Genomic DNA, 16978 nt, shown 5'->3' with positions numbered 1-16978 from the left:
GCGCACGGGTGGCACGATCGACGCATGGGGCGGGAGTACACGATCGAGGAGCTGGCCGAGGCCACGGGCCTGACCGAGCGCACGCTCCGCCTCTACCGCACCAAGGGCCTGCTCGACGCCCCCACGGTGCGTGGCCGCACCGGCTACTACGACCAGCGCCACATGGCCCAGCTGCGCATGGTCAAGGCGTTCGTCGACCACGGCTTCCCGCTGGCGCTCATCTCCTCGCTGGCCAGCCGCGACCTCGTGCAGGTCGAGATCGCCCGGCTGCTGCGGGCGATGGTCGAGCGCGACGCCCCCGCCGGCCGGCGCCGGCTCGACAGCGCCGTCACCATCGACCCGATGATGATCTCGGTGATGGACCGGCAGCGCCCGGGCAGCCTCGAGGAGCTGGTGACGCTCGGCGTGATGATCCGCGACGAGGCGGGCAACGTCCACGCCGACGCCGTGCTCGCCGCCCTCGTCAACGCGCTCTACCTGCACGACGCCAAGGCGGGCAGCCTCGGCGGGCTGGGGATCACCGCCGGCCGTCTCGCGCACGAGTTCGCGGACGGCCAGCGGCAGGACCCGGTCATCGACCTCGACAACGAGGACGCGCTCCGGCTGCTGGTGGAGCTGGCGACCTCAGCGTTCCGCGAGGCCCTCAGTCACGCACTGCGACGGTGATCTCGACCTCGACGGGAGCGTCGAGGGGGAGCACCGCGACACCCACGGCAGAGCGGGCGTGGACGCCGGCGTCGCCGAAGGCCTTGCCGAGCAGCTCGCTGGCGCCGTTGATGACGCCGGGCTGGCCGGTGAAGGAGGGGTCGCTGGCGACGAAGCCGACGACCTTGACGACGCGGGTGACCTTGTCGAGGTCGCCGACCTGGGACTTCACGGCGGCGATGGCGTTGAGCGCGCAGATCTCGGCGAGCTTCTTGGCGTCGTCGGCCGGCACGAGGCCGTGGCCGTCGCCGACCTTGCCGGTCTGGACCAGCTGGCCGGAGACCATCGGCAGCTGGCCGGAGGTGTAGATGTAGTTGCGGTCGCGCACCGCGGGGACGTAGGCCGCCACCGGGGCGGGCACGTCGGGGACGTCCAGGCCCAGCTCGGCCAGGCGCTTCTCGACTGAACTCATTCCGCTCCTCCGCGCTCGTTCCGCTCCTCGCTTCGCTGCGATGCCCGCTCGCTGTCGAATTGGAAGCTCATCAGGCCTTCTCCCGCTTCAGGTAAGCCACCAGACCGTTGCCGTCGGGGCCCGTCAGGACCTGCACCAGCTCCCAGCCGTCCTCGCCCCACTGGTCGAGGATCTGCTTGGTGGCGTGCACGATCAACGGCACCGTGGCGTACTCCCATTTGCGCATGGGCGCACTCTAGCGGCCACTGGCACGATGCCTTCCGTGACCAACGACCCGCGCGCGGTGCTGTCCAGGACCGCTCCCCCGCCGGCCCGCACCGAGGCCTACGGACCCGACCCGGCCCAGGTGTACGACGTCCGGCTGCCCTCCGGGACGGCCCGCGACGCCACCGTCGTCGTGGTCCACGGCGGGTTCTGGCAGCCGGAGTTCGACCGGGCGCACGCGGCCAGCGAGGCGCAGGCGTTCGCCGACGACGGGTTCCACGTGGCGGTCCTGGAGTACCGCCGCGTCGGTATGCCGGGTGGCGGCTGGCCGGGCACCGCCGAGGACGTCGCCGCGGCCGTCGCGGCCGTCCGGGCCGACGCCGGGCTCCCCTCCCCGGTCGTCCTCGTGGGCCACTCCGCCGGGGGCCACCTCGTCGCGTGGGCGGCCGGGCAGCCCTGGGCGCACGGCATCGCCGGGGTGGTGTCGCTGGCCGGCTGCGTCGACCTGGCGCTGACCGCCCGGCTGCACCTGGGCGAGGACGCGGCCCAGAGCCTCATGGGCGGGGAGCCGGACGCCGCCACCGACGCCGCGTGGGCCGCCGCCGACCCGGCCCGGCTCAGCCCGGCGGTCCCGGTGGTGCTGCTGCACGGCGCCGACGACGAGACCGTGCCGGTAGAGGTGTCCCGGTCCTACGAGCAGTGGATGCGCCAGCCCGCGGGTGCGCCGCGGGAGCACGCACCGGTGCGGCTGACCGTCATACCGGCCTGTGAGCACTTCGGGCTGATCGACCCCGGGCACCCGGCGTTCGCCGAGGTGCGGGACGCCGTACGCGGGCTCGCCGGCGCTCGCTAGGCTCGCGGTCATGGCTGGCAACGCGTCCGCGCGGGACACCGACTGGGAGGGTGTGCGCCTGCACATCGTCACCGGCAAGGGTGGCACCGGCAAGACGACGGTGGCCGCAGCCCTGGCGCTGGCGCTGGCCGACCAGGGGCAGCGGGTGCTGCTCGCCGAGGTCGAGGGGCGGCAGGGCATCAGCCAGACCTTCGACGTCGCCCCGCTGGCGGCAACCGAGGCGCGGATCGCCCACGCGGAGAACGGCGGTGAGGTCTTCGGCCTGGCCGTCGACGCCAAGGCGGCGCTGCTGGAGTACCTCCAGATCTTCTACAAGCTGGGCCGGGCCGGCAGCGTGCTCGAGCGCTTCGGGGCCATCGACTTCGCCACGACGATCGCCCCCGGCGTGCGTGACGTGCTGCTCATCGGCAAGGTCTACGAGGCGGTCCGGCGCCGGCGCGAGCCCCGGGGCCGGGGGCACAAGGAGCCGCCGCACTACGACGCCGTCGTGCTCGACGCCCCGCCGACCGGCCGGGTGGTGCGCTTCCTCAACGTCAACCACGAGGTCGCCGACCTGGCGCGGGTGGGACCGATCCGCTCGCAGGCCGACTCGATCACCACCCTGCTGCGCTCACCGCAGACCGTGGTGCACGTGGTGACCCTGCTGGAGGAGATGCCGGTGCAGGAGACCGTCGACGTCGTGCACGAGCTGCGCGAGGCCAGGCTGCCGGTCGGGGGCGTGGTCATCAACCAGGTCCGCGACGAGGCGCTGCCGGAGAAGGCGCTGGTGCCGGCGGCCAACGGCGGGCTGCCCCGCGACGAGGTCGCCGCCGAGCTGGCCCGGGCCGGGGTCAAGGTCACCGACGCCCTGGTCGACGGCCTGCTCGTCGAGGCCGCCGACCACGCCGCCCGGGTCGCCCTGGAGCGGCAGGAGGCGCAGGGCGTGCTGGCGCTCAAGCGCCCCACCTACCGGCTGCCGGTGCTGCCCGAGGGCGTCGAGCCGGCCGGGGTGCGGGTGCTCGCCGACGCGCTGGCCGCCCAGGGGATGGCGTGATGGCGGCCAAGGACAAGCCCGTGCCCCTGGACATGGACCGGCTGCTGGCCGACCCGGCCACCCGGATCATCGTGTGCTGCGGCGCCGGTGGGGTCGGCAAGACGACCACCGCCGCCGCACTGGGCCTGCGGGCCGCCGAACAGGGCCGGCACGTCGTGGTGCTGACCATCGACCCGGCCCGCCGGCTGGCCCAGTCCCTGGGGCTGACCTCGCTGGACAACACCCCGCGCCCGGTCAAGGGCATCGACGACTCCGCGGGCGGCTCCCTCGACGCGATGATGCTCGACATGAAGCGCACCTTCGACGAGGTGGTGCAGCTGCACTCCACCCCGGAGAAGGCCGAGCAGATCCTGGCCAACCCCTTCTACCAGGCGGTCTCCAGCTCCTTCGCCGGCACGCAGGAGTACATGGCGATGGAGAAGCTGGGGCAGCTGCGCGCCCGGGCCGACAAGGACGGCAGCTGGGACCTGATCATCGTCGACACCCCGCCGTCGCGCTCCGCGCTGGACTTCCTCGACGCGCCCAAGCGGCTCGGCTCGTTCCTCGACGGCCGGTTCATCCGGCTGCTCAGCGCCCCGGCCAAGGCCGGCGGCCGGGCCTACCTCAAGGTCTTCAGCGCCGGGGTCGGCGTGGTCACCCAGACGATGAACAAGATCCTCGGCGCCCAGGTGCTCACCGACGTGCAGACCTTCGTGGCGGCCCTGGACACGATGTTCGGCGGCTTCCGCGAGCGCGCCGAGGCCACCTACTCCCTGCTCCAGGAGGGCGGCACCGCCTTCCTCGTGGTCGCCGCGCCGGAGCGCGACGCCCTGCGCGAGGCGTCCTTCTTCGTCGACCGCCTCGCCGAGGAGCAGATGCCGCTCACCGGGGTGGTCATCAACCGCATGTATGCCGTGCAGGCGCCCGGGCTCTCCAGCGGTCGCGCCCTCGCCGCGGCCGAGCAGCTCGCCGAGGAGGGCTCGCCCTCGGCGAAGGTCACCGAGGGCCTGCTGCGGGTGCACGCCGCCCGGGCCGAGGTCGCCACCCGCCACCAGGGGCTGGCCCGCCGGTTCAGCGCCGGCCACCCCGGCATCCCCGTGGTGCAGGTGGCGGCGGCCGCCGAGGACATCCACGACCTCGAGGGGCTGCGGGCGGTCGGCGAGTCGCTGGCCGGCGGCTGACGCCGGGTGCTCGGGGCGGCCGGACCGGTCAGGCGGGCGGTCCGCGACCCGCTCAGGTGAGCGGCGCGGGATACACACGACAGCGCCGCCCGCGGCGGGGAGCCGGGGCGGCGCGGTGTCGGTGGGTCAGGAGGCCGGTCGGTCGGCGTTGAGCCGGGCGGTCTCGAGGACGGCCCGCCAGGAGGGGACGTTCGGGCGGCGCTTGAGCAGGGCCCGACGCTCGCGCTCGGTCATCCCACCCCACACCCCGAACTCGGTGCGGTTGTCGAGCGCGTCGGCGAGGCACTCGGCGATGACAGGGCAGCCCATGCAAATCTGCTTGGCAATCTGCTGTGCGGCGCCCTGGACGAACAACGCGTCCGGATCGGCCTTGCCGCAAGCCCCCTGCTGAGCCCAGTCCTCGACCCACACGCGACGACCGGCTCCAGCGCTCGTGCTGCGCGAAGTCATGACGGTCACGGTTGGCCTCCCTGCTCTCAAAACGGACAGATCGTCCGTTCTCGATGCTTCGACGATAGGGAGCAAGCACAGGTCAGGACCATGACTAGGACGGATAGTTCGGGACACCCCCAAAGTGACTAGTCACTGATCAGGTGGGGTCCGCACGTATGCTGGCCGGCATGCAGGGACGCGCCACCAACCTCGCCAGCATCACCAGTCTGCTCGGCGCCCTCGTGGCCACCTCGGTGGTCATGGGGCTGCTCGGAGCGGGGCTGGTCATGCCGCTTGCCGGCGCCACCGGCGCCGCCGCCCGCTCGGGGGTGCAGGCCTTCGACTCCCTTCCGGGTGAGTTCAAGCAGTCCCCGCTGTCACAGCAGTCCCGGATCCTCGCCGCGGACGGATCGCTGATCGCCACGCCGTACGACGAGAACCGCATCGTCGTGCCGCTGTCCAAGGTGGCCCCGATCATGCGCCAGGCGCAGGTGGCGATCGAGGACTCCCGCTTCTACGAGCACGGCGGCGTCGACCTGCACGGCATCGCCCGCGCGCTCATCTCCAACGCCAACGGCGGCAACACCCAGGGCGCCTCGACCCTCACGCAGCAGTACGTCAAGATCACGCTGCAGGAGAACGCCTTGCGCAACAACGACAAGGAGGCCGCCCAGGCTGCGGTCGCCAAGAGCTACCAGCGCAAGCTGCAGGAGCTCAAGTTCGCGGTCACGCTGGAGAAGAAGCTGACCAAGGACCAGATCCTCGAGGGCTACCTCAACCTGGTCTACTACGGCGACCAGGCCTACGGCGTCGAGGCCGCGTCGCACCACTACTTCGGCATCCCCGCCAGCAAGCTCAACCTGCAGCAGGCGGCGCTGCTGGCCGGGCTGGTCCAGCTGCCCTCCAGCACCGACCCGGTCCACCACCCCGACCGCGCACTGGCCCGCCGCAACGTCGTGCTCGACCGCATGCACGACCTCGGCCTCATCACCGACGCCCAGTGGACCCAGGCCCGGGCGTCCAAGCTGGCGCTCAAGGTCACCCAGGGGCAGAGCTCCTGCGCCGCGGCGCGACCGGGGTACAACTACTTCTGCCAGTACGTCATCAACTGGCTCAAGGAGCAGCCCGGCCTCGGCAGGACGGTCAAGGAGCGGGTCAACGCGATCACCACCGGCGGCCTGACGATCCAGACCACCCTCGACCCGCGGATCCAGGACAACGCCCTGCGCCAGCTGGTCTCCCGCGTCCCGATCGGCAACAGCGAACGGGTGGGCGCGGCCGCGTCGGTCGTCCAGCCCGGGACCGGCCAGGTGCTGGCCATGGCGCAGAACTTCAACTACACCGGCCGCAAGGGCTTCGGCACCACCGAGCTCAACTACAACGTGGACTACAAGTACGGCCGCTCCGCCGGCTTCTCGTTCGGCTCCACGGCCAAGATGTATGCCGTCGTGGCGGCCCTGAAGGCCGGGATGCCGGTCAACAGCACGCTCTATGCGAAGCCCGCGACGGCGAAGATCCCCGCGCTGTTCAGTCCGGGCGAGTACACCGACAACTGCCGCCCCGCCCCGCCGGGCTACCCGGTCCGCAACGACGAGGGGTCAGCCGTCGGCCGGATCTCCCTCGTCAAGGCGGCCGCCGACTCGATCAACACCGCCTTCGCAGGCCTGGTGGCCAAGCTCGGCTGCACCCACGTGCGCGACGTCATGACCTCGATGGGCCTGCACCGGAGCGACACCGGTGAACCGATCCAGAACTGGCCCGCGCCGGTCACCCTGGGGTCGGACAACACCTCGCCGCTGACGCTGGCGGCGTCCTACGCGACGCTCGCCGCCCGGGGCACCTACTGCACCCCGGTGCCGGTGCTGGCGGTCTCCACCTGGGACCACAAGACCCTGCCGGTGGGCAAGACCACGTGCACCAAGCCCATCGACGCCAACGTCGCCAACGGGACCACCGAGGTCCTCACGCACGTGCTGACGGAGGGCACCGCGGCGGGCAACGAGCTGGCAGGCGGCCGTCCGGCGGCCGGCAAGACGGGCACCGCGGAGAACAACCACCAGTCGTGGTTCGCCGGCTACACCCCGCAGCTGTCCACTGCCGTGTGGGTCGGCAACGTCCAGGACGCGGACATCAAGAACATGCGCGCGCTGAAGAACATGACCCTCGCGGGCCACTTCTACCCCATCATCTTCGGTGCCACGGTCGCCGCGCCCACGTGGAAGGCGATCATGGATGACGCCTCCGCAGGGATGCCCGTCCAGCAGTTCGGCGGCGCCAGCGACAAGGTCATGTTCGGCGACCAGATCGTGGTGCCCTACGTCGGTGGGCTGCCGGTCGACCAGGCGATCCAGCAGATCGATGCCGCCGGCTTCAACGGCGTCAAGGGCCAGGCGGTCGACTCCGCGCAGCCGGCCGGCACGGCGCTGTCGACCTCCCCTGGCGCCGGGAGTCGGGCGGTCCGGGGCTCCACGGTGGTGGTGACCTACTCCAACGGCAAGGCTCCGGCCGCGCCGACACCGTCGACGACCGCGACGACCACGACGCCCCAGCCCTCCAAAAGTCCGACCCCCAAGCCACCAAAGACCACAGGGCCACCGAAAGGGTAAGAAGCCCAGGAAGTGACGCAACGCCCGCCACCTGAGCAAGGTGGCGGGCGCTGTCGCGTCAGGACGCGGCGTGGGCGCGCCCCGAGCCGGTCAGCCGGCGAGGGCCTTCTTCACGGCGGCGGCGATGCGCCCACCCTCGGCCCGGCCGGCCACGAGCGGCTGGACGGCCTTCATGACCAGGCCCATCTGCGGCATACCGGTGGCACCGGAGTCCTGGACCGCCTTGGCGACCAGCGCGTCGAGCTCCTCGTCGCTGAGCTGCTGGGGCAGGTAGGCCTCCAGCACGGTCAGCTCGGCGAGCTCGCGGTCCGCGAGCTCGGCCCGCCCTGCGTCCTGGTATGCCGTGGCCGCCTCCCGGCGCTTCTTGGCCTCCTTGGTGATCACCTTGAGCACCTCGTCGTCGGAGAGCTCGCGCGCCTCCTTGCCGGAGACCTCCTCGTTGGTGACGGCCGTGAGGGTCATCCGCAGGGTGCCGGCGCGGACCTGGTCGCGCTCACGCATGGCCTCGGTGAGCGCGGTCTGGAGGGTCGTCTTGAGCGAGGTCTCGGTCATGGGTCGCAGTCTCCCACCCCGCCGGGGGCCGGTGTTTGCGAGGATGGGGGCGATGAACGGACTCACGCGCACCGCCCTCGGGGCCCTCGCCGTTGGCGCGACGGGCCTCGGTTATGCCTCCCTGATCGAGCGCAACGCCTTCACGCTGCGCCGCTACACCGTGCCGGTGCTGCCGCACGGGGCGGCGCCGCTGCGGGTGCTGCACCTGTCCGACCTGCACCTCGTGCCGCGGCAGCGGCGCAAGATCGAGTGGGTCCGCGGGCTGGCCGCGCTCGAGCCGGACCTGGTGGTCAACACCGGCGACAACCTGGCCGACCTCGAGGCGGTGCCCGCCGCGGTGCGGGCGATGGAGCCGCTGCTGGAGCTGCCGGGCGTGTTCGTGCTCGGCTCGAACGACTACTTCGCGCCGTCGCCGAAGAACCCGGCGCGCTACCTGACCAACGGCTACCGCAAGGGCCTGGGCGGGCAGCCACTGCCGACCTCCGACCTGGTCGACGCGTTCGCCAAGGCCGGCTGGGTGGACCTGACCAACGCCCGGGCGGCCCTGGAGGTCGCCGGGCACGACCTGGACTTCGTCGGCGTCGACGACCCGCACCTGAACTACGACCGCTACCCCGGTCGCTCCGAGCTGGAGACGCCGTCCGGTGAGCTGACCATCGGGGTCACGCACGCGCCGTACACCCGGGTGCTGGACGAGATGACCTCCGACGGTGCCGGGCTGGTCATCGCGGGCCACACGCATGGTGGGCAGCTCTGTGTGCCGTTCTACGGGGCGCTGGTGACCAACTGCGACCTGGACCGCAAGCGGGCCAAGGGCGTCTCGCGGTGGTGGCCTGGGGCGGGCTCGCTGCCGTCGTCGGCGGCGCCAGCGGACGCGGCGTGGATGGAGGTCTCGGCCGGGCTGGGCACCTCGCCGTATGCGCCGGTGCGGTTCGCCTGCCGGCCCGAGGCGACGCTGCTGACGCTGGTGGCCAAGGGGTCCTGAGGCCGGGCCGGGCGTTGGCTTGCGCGCTGGTCAGGGGCTTGCCGGGGACCCGATTCGGTGACTGGGCGGGGGCTCGGCTATTCTCTCTTCTCGCTGCCCTCGGGTGGTGCACGACAGCCACGGGGTGTGGCGCAGCTTGGTAGCGCGCTTCGTTCGGGACGAAGAGGCCGCAGGTTCAAATCCTGTCACCCCGACCATTGTGTTTCCGCAGGTCAGAGCCGGTTTGAGGCTCCCTGCGACCTCATCGCTCGGAACGATTCGAGCCACTCGCGAGCCCATTACGAGCCCTCGCTGTTCTGGCCGGGCTCGCGCGTGCCCTGGCCGTCGATCTCGGCCGCTTCCGCCAGCCCCTTGGCCATCACGTCCGCAGCCCGGGTCAGGGTGTCGTTGAGGACGTGCGCGTAGAGGTCCAGCGTCATGCTCGCCGTGCTGTGACCCATCAGGGACTGGACCGCCTTGAGGTCGCCGGTCATCCGCAGCCACGCGGTGGCGGCCGTGTGCCGCAGGTCGTGCGGGCGCAGGCCCACGCGGTCGACGAGCTCGCACGCCTCCTTCCACCCGCCGTCGCGTCGCCAGTGCCGTGAGTCGAGCCGGGCACCGCGCGGCGAGGGGAACAGCGGCGCGTGGGGGTGGCCGGTCTGGTGGCGCTCGATGATCGGCACCAGCTCTGGGAGGACCGGGACCATCCGCGTGACCGACCGGCCGCCCTTGGTCCCTGGCAGGGTGACCCGCTTGCCCTCCTCGTCGAGGACGTGGCGCCGCCGAATGGCCAGGAACAGCCGGCCGTCGTCGTCGCGGATCACGTCGCGCTCGTCGAGGGCGGCGATCTCCGACCAGCGCAGGCCTGCGAGGGCGAGCACGAGGGCGACCTCGTGGTGCGGCGGCTTCAGCGCCGCGACGAAGACCCTCAGCTCTGCCAGCGAGAGCGCCTGACCCGGCGTGCCCTTGGTGCCCGCGATCTTGATGCCCACCGCGGGGTTGCGAGGGATTCGGCCGTCCTCGACCGCGTAGCCCAGGACACCACGCAGCACCCGCAGCGCGTCCCGCTTGGTCCTCGGAGCCGCGGGGCCCTTCTTCGTGGCCAGGCCCGCGACCCACTCCCGGACCATCGGCGCGGAGATCGAGGCCACCGGGACCCGGCCAAACCGGTTGTCGACGTAGGAGTGCCACAGCGCCCGGTCGTTACGGCGGGTCGAGCCCTCCACGTCCCGGGTGGCCAGCCACTTCTCGAAGAGGTCGCTGGAGTGGATCTGGCCGCGGGACGGGTCGAGCCACGAGCCGCGGTCGATCTCCGACTTCTGCTCCGTCAGCCACCGCACCGCGTCCTGACGCCGGGTGAAGGTCCGGGAGTCGCGGTGTCCTCGGTACTTCAGGAAGGCCCGCCACGCCTTGCCGTTCGGCGTCTTGTAGATGCTCACCCGGCGCTCCGGAACTTGTAGACCGCCGACTCCCCCGGCGCCTCGGTGGCTTCCTCGAGCCAGGCTTTGAGGACCGATTCGCGCCACATGACCTTCCGGCCGATCTTGGTCCCCGGCGCGAAGTTGCCCTCGTTGCGAAGGTTGTAGACCGTCCGCTTGCAGACGCCCAGGTAGTCGGCCACCTGCTGCACGTTCAGCAGGGGCTCCCGCACATTCCATTCGCTGTCCATCACTTCTCCTGTCATCGGTTCTTGCCGTTCCTGCGGACCTGCGCCTTGTACTGGTCGTACTCACGGGCGCGCGCAGCTGCGGCCGTCGCGAGCACGGTCTCGCCCTCGGTGGCCCACCCGGTGCCCAGGAACTCCCACTGTCCGAGGACCAACGTGGTCTCCTCGGCGTCGTCGGCCATGAGGTCGGCTTCCATCGAGGCGAGATCGAGGGGCCGGCCCTCGGCCTTGGCCTCTTGGATGAGGGACTGGGCGCGGCGACGGGCCCGGCGCAGGCCACCCAACGTGACCGAGTACCGACGCGACTTGGATGCGAAGTGACCCCGGAAGCCGAGCATGTGCACCCACTTGCCCAGCAGCGCGTACGGAGCCTCGGCCATGGCGTCGACGTCTCCCCCGGTTGCCTCGGCGGTGTGCAGGTGGGCGGCGTCGGCGAGGTCACGCGCGGTGGCCCGGATGCGGCGCAGGTGTGCATTCCCGGTCGCGGCCGTGTCCGTGGCGGACTTGGTCGAGTACTTCGCGAGGTAACCGGCGACCTGCTCGGCGGACAAGGCCTGATCGGGGTCGTCGGTGCGCCGGGAGGTCCGCACCGCGCGGGAGTCGACCTGGGCACCGAAGGCCAGCACCCGGGAGGCGTCGCCGTCGAACATCGGCGGGGCAGTGAACCGGACCGAGGCGGCGGCCTCGGCGATCAGCTCGGCGAGGCGGGCCGCGCCGATGAGGTCCGGAGCCGGGGCGAAGCCGCCGTCGGTCTTCGGGCCGTCGAGGCGGGCCAAGGTGTGGAAGTGGATCAGGCCCCGCAGCTGGTACTCGGCGACCTTGGCGTACTGCAGCGTCGCGTGGTCTCCGAGCCGTGTGGCGGGGACGCCGAGGGCGTGCGCGATCACGCGGCGCAGAGCGATGGTGAACCGGCGCCAGAGCTCGGGGGCCCACCACTGCCAGACGATGTGGGACTCGTAGTCGTAGCAGTCGGCGCAGAGCGGCTGCCCCAGTGCGGGGTCGCCCTCCGCGTGGACCTTCATGCAGGTGAGTGGGCGGCCGTGCTGACAGCGGGGGTTGCCCGACCGGGCGCGGCAGGGGCGGCCGTTCTCCCGTAGCCCGTGGACCAGCCCGAACGACGGGGCGGTGACCGTGGCGAACACCAGCGGGTTCTCGCTCACGGTGTCGGGGACGCCCTTGCCACCGGTCACCCCAGTCCGGATGAGGTGGAACATGTCCGCGGCGTAGATCCGCGAACAGGCCGGGCACTCACTGGCACGCCGGTTGCCGCAGCGGATCAGGGTGACCCCGTTGTGCTCGTGCTCGCTGGAGTAGGTGCCAACGACCTCGCCGGTGCGCTTGTCGACCGTGATCGAGCGGCCGCGCAGGCGGATCGGGTTGACGCAGTTGCCGACCCGAGCCAGCGCGTCGGACCACTCCCGGAAGCCCCGCGAGACGAGCCGGTTGGCGATCTCCCCGGCGACCCGTGCATTGGGCACGGACAGGTCCAGCCCGGCCTCCTCGCCAAACCCCGGAAACGAGGCGGGCGAGGAAGCCAGGCTGGAGCGGCCCGTGTCAGTCATGCCGCGCTGCTGCCGTCGTCGGAGGTGCCGCGCTGGGATGTGCGGGACGTACGAGACGCCCGGGGCCGGCGTTCCTTTTGGGGCATTTGTGACGTACGCTTCCCCGGCACAGGCGCGGCCCGCACCCCGACCGAGTCCGAAGCAGGAACGTCGCACGTGTGGGTCTTCCCCTGTCCCCCACGCGCGGCGAGGAGGTCCTCGACGACCGGGGCCGGGTGGCGGGCCGCGACCTGTCGCACCAGTTGATCTGACCACCAGTCCGCGCGAACACGATCCGCACTGCCGTCCTCCTCGACGACCCACGCGGTGCCGGGCATGGCGGGGCTGATCCGGTGCGCCGGAGCAATGGTGGCGATGCCGTCGCCGAGGACCATGCGGGTCTCCTCGGCCGAGCGCAGGCGCAGGGCGATGGTCTGGGTGAACAAGCCGCGCAGGCCGACGACCTCCTTGCGCGGGTCCTGCACACACGCCAGGACCACCACGCCCAACGCCCGGCCTTGGGTCAGGATCTCGGCCAGCAGCCGGGAGGCCTCCTTCTTCGTCTCCGGGTCTGTGTAGGCGGTCAGGACGGCCAGCTCGTCGATCGCCAGGACGTGCAGTGGGTCGGCCTGGGTCGGCTGGTGGAGCCGGGTGATGCCGGCCATCCGGTTCCCGCGCTCCTCGAGGACGGCCAGCAGTCGGGTCAGCAGGGCCACCGCCTCACTGGGGTTGGTCGCGACGGCGGCGAACATGCCGCGACCCATGCCGACCTCGACCCCGCGCTTGAGGTCCACGCCCCACAACCGCACCAGCCCAGCCCGCACAGCCGGAGCGAGGCCGGCGCAGACACCCCAAAAGACCGAGCCCTTGCCCGAACCGGAGCACCCGACGACGAGGGTGTGCCGCCCGGTCACAGTCAGGTGCCACGGGGTGCCGTCCTGTCGTCTACCCAGCGTGACGGCGTTGAGGTGCGCCGCCTCCGGCAGTTCGGCCGGGCGGGCCTGCGAAAGCGAGTCCCGCATGACCAGGACGACCTCGACCGCCGAGGGCGTCATCTGGACACACCGGTAGGCGTGGGCGCCCGCAGCGGCAGCGAGTGGTGCGGCCGCGTTCTCGAGGTCCTGAACGGTCTGTCCGGTGCGGGTGCGGATCGTCAGCCGAAGCAACGACCCCACCGTGGTGACGTCCATCAGCCGCGGATGCGACCACACAGTCACCGTCTGGGACTGGGAGGCCACGAACCGGGACCCCTCCTTGGGGACGAGCCCGAACGTGCGGGCCTTCGTGGCGCGAGAGACCGAGAGGCCACACTCCCGGGAGAGGTGCGGCCAGTTCTTCCGGATCCACCGACGCCACCGCGCCCGACGAGCCGGACCAGCGCACAGACGCTCGTAGCTCATGGGTGAGCACGTCGACCAGACTGCCGCGACCAAGGCGGGGCCGAAGGCCAGGGCCAGCACCTCCCGCGAGCCGATCTGGTTGCCAAGCAGCCGCAGGATGACTGCGAATCCGACGAGGGTGAGCACCCAGCGCAGGTGTCCGCGCACCCAGACCAGAGCAGCCCGCAGGACAGCCCAGAGGAACCGAGCCGTACGGGCCGACAACGCAGCGGCGGCCCGAGCATCCACGAAGGACACCCGAGCCGCCGCAAGGTTGGAACCCATCAGGCCGCCGCCTTGGCACTGCCGCTGGCGTTGCCGTTACCGCTGGGCTGGGACGTGCCCTTGCCCTTCGGGGCGGCCATCGCGGTGGCCCGGATCGAGTAGGCCACCTTGGGCCGGGACCGGGACTCATCGATCCACGTCGTCAGGGTCAGCCCCTCGAAGACCACCGGCCGGAACGGCAGCCCATCCATCTTCGGCGGCGGCACCGGCTGCACCTCCGCGCCGATCTTGATCACCAGCTCGGTCTCACCCTTGCGGGCCTCCGGGTCCGCATCGACCACCCGGACCTGCCAGACCCGGAGTCCGGTGACCTTGTCCCGCAGCTGGATGTCACCGGGCTCCTTGCCGGCGTTCTTCGCTGCCACCAACGCGTCGTAGTCCTCCAAGGCCTCGACCTCGCCGACCATGTACGCCCCGGCCGGGAAGATGCCCTCGAACGCCACCGGGATCCGCTGCTGAATTGCCATCTCGACCGCCTCCTGTCATTGCGGCTAGTCGTCTAGCCTTTCTCCAGAGTGCAGTCGTCTAGACCAATCCGCAACCGGAAGGGATTCAAGGTTCGGTCAAGGACCGATCAGACAGCGGGGAAGCTGTACTCCAGGACGAAGGAGTGGGACGCCTTGACGGTCTCAGTTACCTCGACGGGACCATCCTCGGCGAAGGCGACGCGCAGCACGGTGAGCACCGGCGTGCCGTCAGGCAGCCTCAGAGCCCGCTTCTCCTCCGGAGAGGGCATCCGCGCGGCTACTTCCTCGGTGAAGGAGACGAGGCGGTGTCCTTGCTCTTCGATGCGCGCATAGATGCCGCCTGGACCGGGGTCCTCATGCGTGATGGGGGTGCCCCTGGCAATGCTGAGCGGCACGTACGAGGTCGCCAGTTCAACAGGCGTGCCGTCGACCAGGTATCGACGGTCCCGGGAGACGACCTTGGCGTTGGAGCGCAGCCCCAGGAGCTCACGCACGCGGTCCGGGGCGTGCCCTTCCGTGACGTGGAGGCTGTCGACACTGGGCTTGCCCAGACCTTCGGTCTCGGCGATGAAGGCGGCCTTACCGGCATCACGGTGCTTCCGGGCAAACCGCTCGGATGCGAGCCGTCGCACAGGCGGCGCCGTACGAACGAAGGCCCCTCGACCCTGCTCGGCGACAACAAGCCCTTCGGAGCGGAGCTGGTTCATGGCTTGACGGACGGTCATGCGGGCGACGCCGTAGTGCTCGAGGAGCTGCTGCTCGGTGGGCATACGGGCCCCGGGCTCAAGCCGTCCATCCGTGATCGCCTCACGCAACTGGCGCGCAATCTGCTTGAACGGCGCAGCATCGGCCCCACGATCAACTTGCCCGAGCTCGATCACCACTCCTCCATTCACCTAGTGCTCTAGCCTGACACACGGTGAAGACAGATGGGTGACCAGCCGAAGTACTCAGTCAGCGTGGCGGGCGTCGTGATCGACGAGGCCGGCCATGTTCTCGTCATCCAGCGACGCGACAACGGAGCCTGGGAAGCGCCTGGGGGCATCCTCGAGCCCGGCGAGACTTTCGAACAGGGCGTCATTCGCGAGGTCCGCGAGGAAACCGGCATCACCGTCGAGGTCGAGCGACTAACAGGCGTCTACAAGAACATGACGCGAGACATCGTCGCCCTGGTCTATCGATGCAGGGCAGCTTCAGGTGCAGCCGAGCCCTCCGACGAGGCCCGCCGCGTCCTCTGGGTAGTCCGCGACGACGTGGACAGCCTCATGACGCCAGCATTCGCAATACGTGTCCACGACGCATTGGCTGACGTTCCCGCCAGCCGCGCCCACGATGGGACCGACATCCTCGAGCGGAGCTAACCGAACGCGATCACGGGCGACCCCCTCAGCGGAACGTCCACAACCCTGCCCCCTCCGTCGACGAGGCAGCACGCCGTGGGGGACTCCCCCACTCGGACCAACCCCGCGTCATCCGGCCAGCAGGACTCCCGTGTCGGATGTCCAGCCGATGGCGATTTCCGAAACTTCAGCAAGGTCACGGCACTCATAGATAGCGCTTTCGCTCGCAACCCGCTCAAATAGCGCTTCGCCCTGCACGTCCAGATGCATCTCGCGCGCGACCCCCTCCCACACGCGGGGAACTTGCGAGGCAGCCAATCCAATCACCAGGCCAGATTGGCCATCAACCCCGCACAGATAAGGGGCGCCGTCGAGTTCCTGCAAGGTCAGTCGGGCAAAGTTACCCGTGAGCGCTAGGCCCAACAGGTATGAACCCGTTACCCCAAACGACTCAAGGGCACTTGCGTCGTCGCGCCCCTGGAGGGCGCTAATTGTGGCGTATGCGCTAATCTGGGAAGGCATCAAGGTCCGGACATGCATAGAAAGCCGGGAACTTGGCCCTGAAAAGCACCCGGCGGTGACAACACCCGCCTTCATCCTCGAGGCAAACGGGTGCCCAAAGAGCTGGTCAACAGCGTTAGCCATTGCCTCGTTGCGCAGTCTTCTGAAACGACCTTTCGCTTCAAAAAATACGTCTTTTGGCGCCCACGGAAGCACCAGATCCGGTCTTAGCCCCCTGGATCCGTGAAGGGCGTCATAGTGCGCGAGGGCTGGCATGGCGTACACGCGAGATGCGTAGGCCTGGCACAGCGCCATCCCCATTGCGTACGAAGAGAATGCCTTCTCACTGCCATCTTCATCGTCAAATATCCGCGTGCGAACGAGACCCGCACTTGCACCGAATTGCATCTCCCCCAGATGCGACAGGAGGTGGAGCACTCTCCTAACGGCCTCAAGCCTCGCGGGCCAAAATGCGCTCAGTTGGGCTAGCCAACTGGGCCTACCCACGCGCAACCCAGCCACTAGCAGCTCACGCCAGGTGAGCATCAGCGCCGGGCTCGCGTACGCGAAATCCAGTGGAGTCCACTGCTGACTCTTGCTGATGGTGCCTAAGTCAACAGGGATGGTGAGTTGACGATCCAACCCAACGCCCAACCGCGCCATACGCCCCTGCCCCACATCGCGACCCTTTCCAGACGAGAGAAGCCTACGCTCCTGTCCACACTGCTCGGGGTCGCCCCGGTCCCACGCGAGCCGGAACACAAGATGCTATCCGCGGAACGCCGCCTGGCGCCCCCGGCTCCGTTACGCCGTCGGGCAATCGGTTCGTGACACCGAAATGTGCAGCCAGCGCTGCGGGTGTTCCTGGCAACGCGGCG

General features: G+C 70.3%; 18 protein-coding genes and 1 tRNA gene. 8 read left to right on the top strand and 11 right to left on the bottom strand.

All coding sequences use genetic code 11. From position 1 onward, the window contains the following. Positions 1–24 precede the first annotated feature (24 nt). Positions 25–666: a helix-turn-helix domain-containing protein gene (locus FB474_RS19210; protein WP_141790442.1), complete on the top strand. Its 642-nt coding sequence runs from the start codon at positions 25–27 to the stop codon at positions 664–666. Here FB474_RS19210 and FB474_RS19205 read toward each other — a convergent pair. Beyond that, complete coding sequence (locus FB474_RS19205; protein WP_141790441.1) at positions 644–1117, bottom strand: RidA family protein; 474 nt, start codon at positions 1115–1117, stop codon at positions 644–646. The two genes, FB474_RS19210 and FB474_RS19205, sit on opposite strands and share 23 nt — an antisense overlap. 70 nt (positions 1118–1187) lie before the next feature. After that, entirely contained in the window at positions 1188–1343 is a 156-nt protein-coding gene (gene sp36, locus FB474_RS19200; RefSeq protein WP_141790440.1) for a Sp36 family protein, read from the bottom strand. Between the two features lie 36 nt (positions 1344–1379). On the opposite strand from sp36, the gene FB474_RS19195 reads away from it, so the two are divergent. From FB474_RS19195 to bagB, 3 genes are read left to right on the top strand one after another with little or no spacing between them, the layout of a single operon-like run. After that, complete coding sequence (locus tag FB474_RS19195; RefSeq protein WP_221632686.1) at positions 1380–2174, top strand: alpha/beta hydrolase family protein; 795 nt, start codon at positions 1380–1382, stop codon at positions 2172–2174. A gap of 10 nt (positions 2175–2184) precedes the next feature. After that, positions 2185–3207, top strand: coding sequence for an ATPase BagA (gene bagA / locus FB474_RS19190; protein WP_141790438.1), 1023 nt, complete (start codon positions 2185–2187; stop codon positions 3205–3207). Continuing rightward, positions 3207–4367 (top strand): ArsA family ATPase, encoded by a 1161-nt coding sequence (gene bagB, locus FB474_RS19185; RefSeq protein WP_141790437.1) that lies wholly within the window; start codon positions 3207–3209, stop codon positions 4365–4367. The genes bagA and bagB overlap by 1 nt, the downstream gene beginning before the upstream one ends. A 126-nt stretch (positions 4368–4493) precedes the next feature. Here the strand turns inward: bagB and FB474_RS19180 are convergent, their stop codons facing one another. Further along, positions 4494–4817, bottom strand: coding sequence for a WhiB family transcriptional regulator (locus FB474_RS19180; protein WP_141790522.1), 324 nt, complete (start codon positions 4815–4817; stop codon positions 4494–4496). A gap of 170 nt (positions 4818–4987) precedes the next feature. Here FB474_RS19180 and FB474_RS19175 point away from each other — a divergent pair, with 170 nt between their 5' ends. Beyond that, on the top strand, positions 4988–7405 hold the full coding sequence (locus tag FB474_RS19175) for a penicillin-binding protein (protein WP_141790436.1): 2418 nt from the start codon (positions 4988–4990) through the stop codon (positions 7403–7405). 90 nt (positions 7406–7495) lie between these two features. Here FB474_RS19175 and FB474_RS19170 read toward each other — a convergent pair whose 3' ends face one another. Then, the gene (locus FB474_RS19170; protein WP_141790435.1) at positions 7496–7957 is read right to left on the bottom strand and encodes a GatB/YqeY domain-containing protein; all 462 of its coding nucleotides are present in this window, start codon (positions 7955–7957) and stop codon (positions 7496–7498) included. A 52-nt stretch (positions 7958–8009) separates the two neighbouring features. Between FB474_RS19170 and FB474_RS19165 the strand changes: the two genes are divergently transcribed. Further along, positions 8010–8942, top strand: a complete 933-nt coding sequence (locus FB474_RS19165; RefSeq protein WP_141790434.1) for a metallophosphoesterase — start codon at positions 8010–8012, stop codon at positions 8940–8942. 120 nt (positions 8943–9062) lie between these two features. Then, positions 9063–9139, top strand: a tRNA-Pro gene (locus FB474_RS19160). 81 nt (positions 9140–9220) lie between these two features. Here FB474_RS19160 and FB474_RS19155 read toward each other — a convergent pair. From FB474_RS19155 to FB474_RS19130, 6 genes are all read right to left on the bottom strand, one after another. Further along, the gene (locus FB474_RS19155; RefSeq protein WP_141790433.1) at positions 9221–10360 is read right to left on the bottom strand and encodes a tyrosine-type recombinase/integrase; all 1140 of its coding nucleotides are present in this window, start codon (positions 10358–10360) and stop codon (positions 9221–9223) included. Continuing rightward, entirely contained in the window at positions 10357–10590 is a 234-nt protein-coding gene (locus FB474_RS19150) for a helix-turn-helix transcriptional regulator (RefSeq protein ID WP_185746272.1), read from the bottom strand. The genes FB474_RS19155 and FB474_RS19150 overlap by 4 nt, the downstream gene beginning before the upstream one ends. Positions 10591–10601: 11 nt before the next feature. Beyond that, complete coding sequence (locus FB474_RS19145; RefSeq protein WP_141790431.1) at positions 10602–12149, bottom strand: replication initiator; 1548 nt, start codon at positions 12147–12149, stop codon at positions 10602–10604. Continuing rightward, positions 12146–13756, bottom strand: a complete 1611-nt coding sequence (locus FB474_RS19140; protein WP_221632685.1) for an FtsK/SpoIIIE domain-containing protein — start codon at positions 13754–13756, stop codon at positions 12146–12148. Before FB474_RS19140 ends, FB474_RS19145 begins: the two co-directional genes overlap by 4 nt. A 35-nt stretch (positions 13757–13791) precedes the next feature. Then, a complete protein-coding gene (locus FB474_RS19135) occupies positions 13792–14259 on the bottom strand; it encodes a plasmid replication, integration and excision activator (RefSeq protein ID WP_141790429.1) in 468 nt (155 codons plus the stop codon). 107 nt (positions 14260–14366) lie between these two features. Then, complete coding sequence (locus FB474_RS19130; RefSeq protein WP_141790428.1) at positions 14367–15140, bottom strand: GntR family transcriptional regulator; 774 nt, start codon at positions 15138–15140, stop codon at positions 14367–14369. A gap of 48 nt (positions 15141–15188) precedes the next feature. Between FB474_RS19130 and FB474_RS19125 the strand changes: the two genes are divergently transcribed. Further along, positions 15189–15620 carry an NUDIX hydrolase gene (locus tag FB474_RS19125; RefSeq protein ID WP_141790427.1) on the top strand — a complete coding sequence of 144 codons (432 nt, stop codon included), beginning with the start codon at positions 15189–15191 and terminating at the stop codon, positions 15618–15620. 108 nt (positions 15621–15728) lie between these two features. On the opposite strand, the gene FB474_RS19120 is transcribed toward FB474_RS19125, so the two are convergent. After that, complete coding sequence (locus tag FB474_RS19120) at positions 15729–16538, bottom strand: hypothetical protein (protein WP_141790426.1); 810 nt, start codon at positions 16536–16538, stop codon at positions 15729–15731. Positions 16539–16978: the final 440 nt, after the last annotated feature.

It is taken from the genome of Oryzihumus leptocrescens (genome assembly GCF_006716205.1).
Lineage (GTDB): Bacteria > Actinomycetota > Actinomycetes > Actinomycetales > Dermatophilaceae > Oryzihumus > Oryzihumus leptocrescens.
The sequence above is the reverse complement of the archived record's forward strand: the minus strand, read 5'-3'. Positions and strand labels throughout refer to the sequence as shown.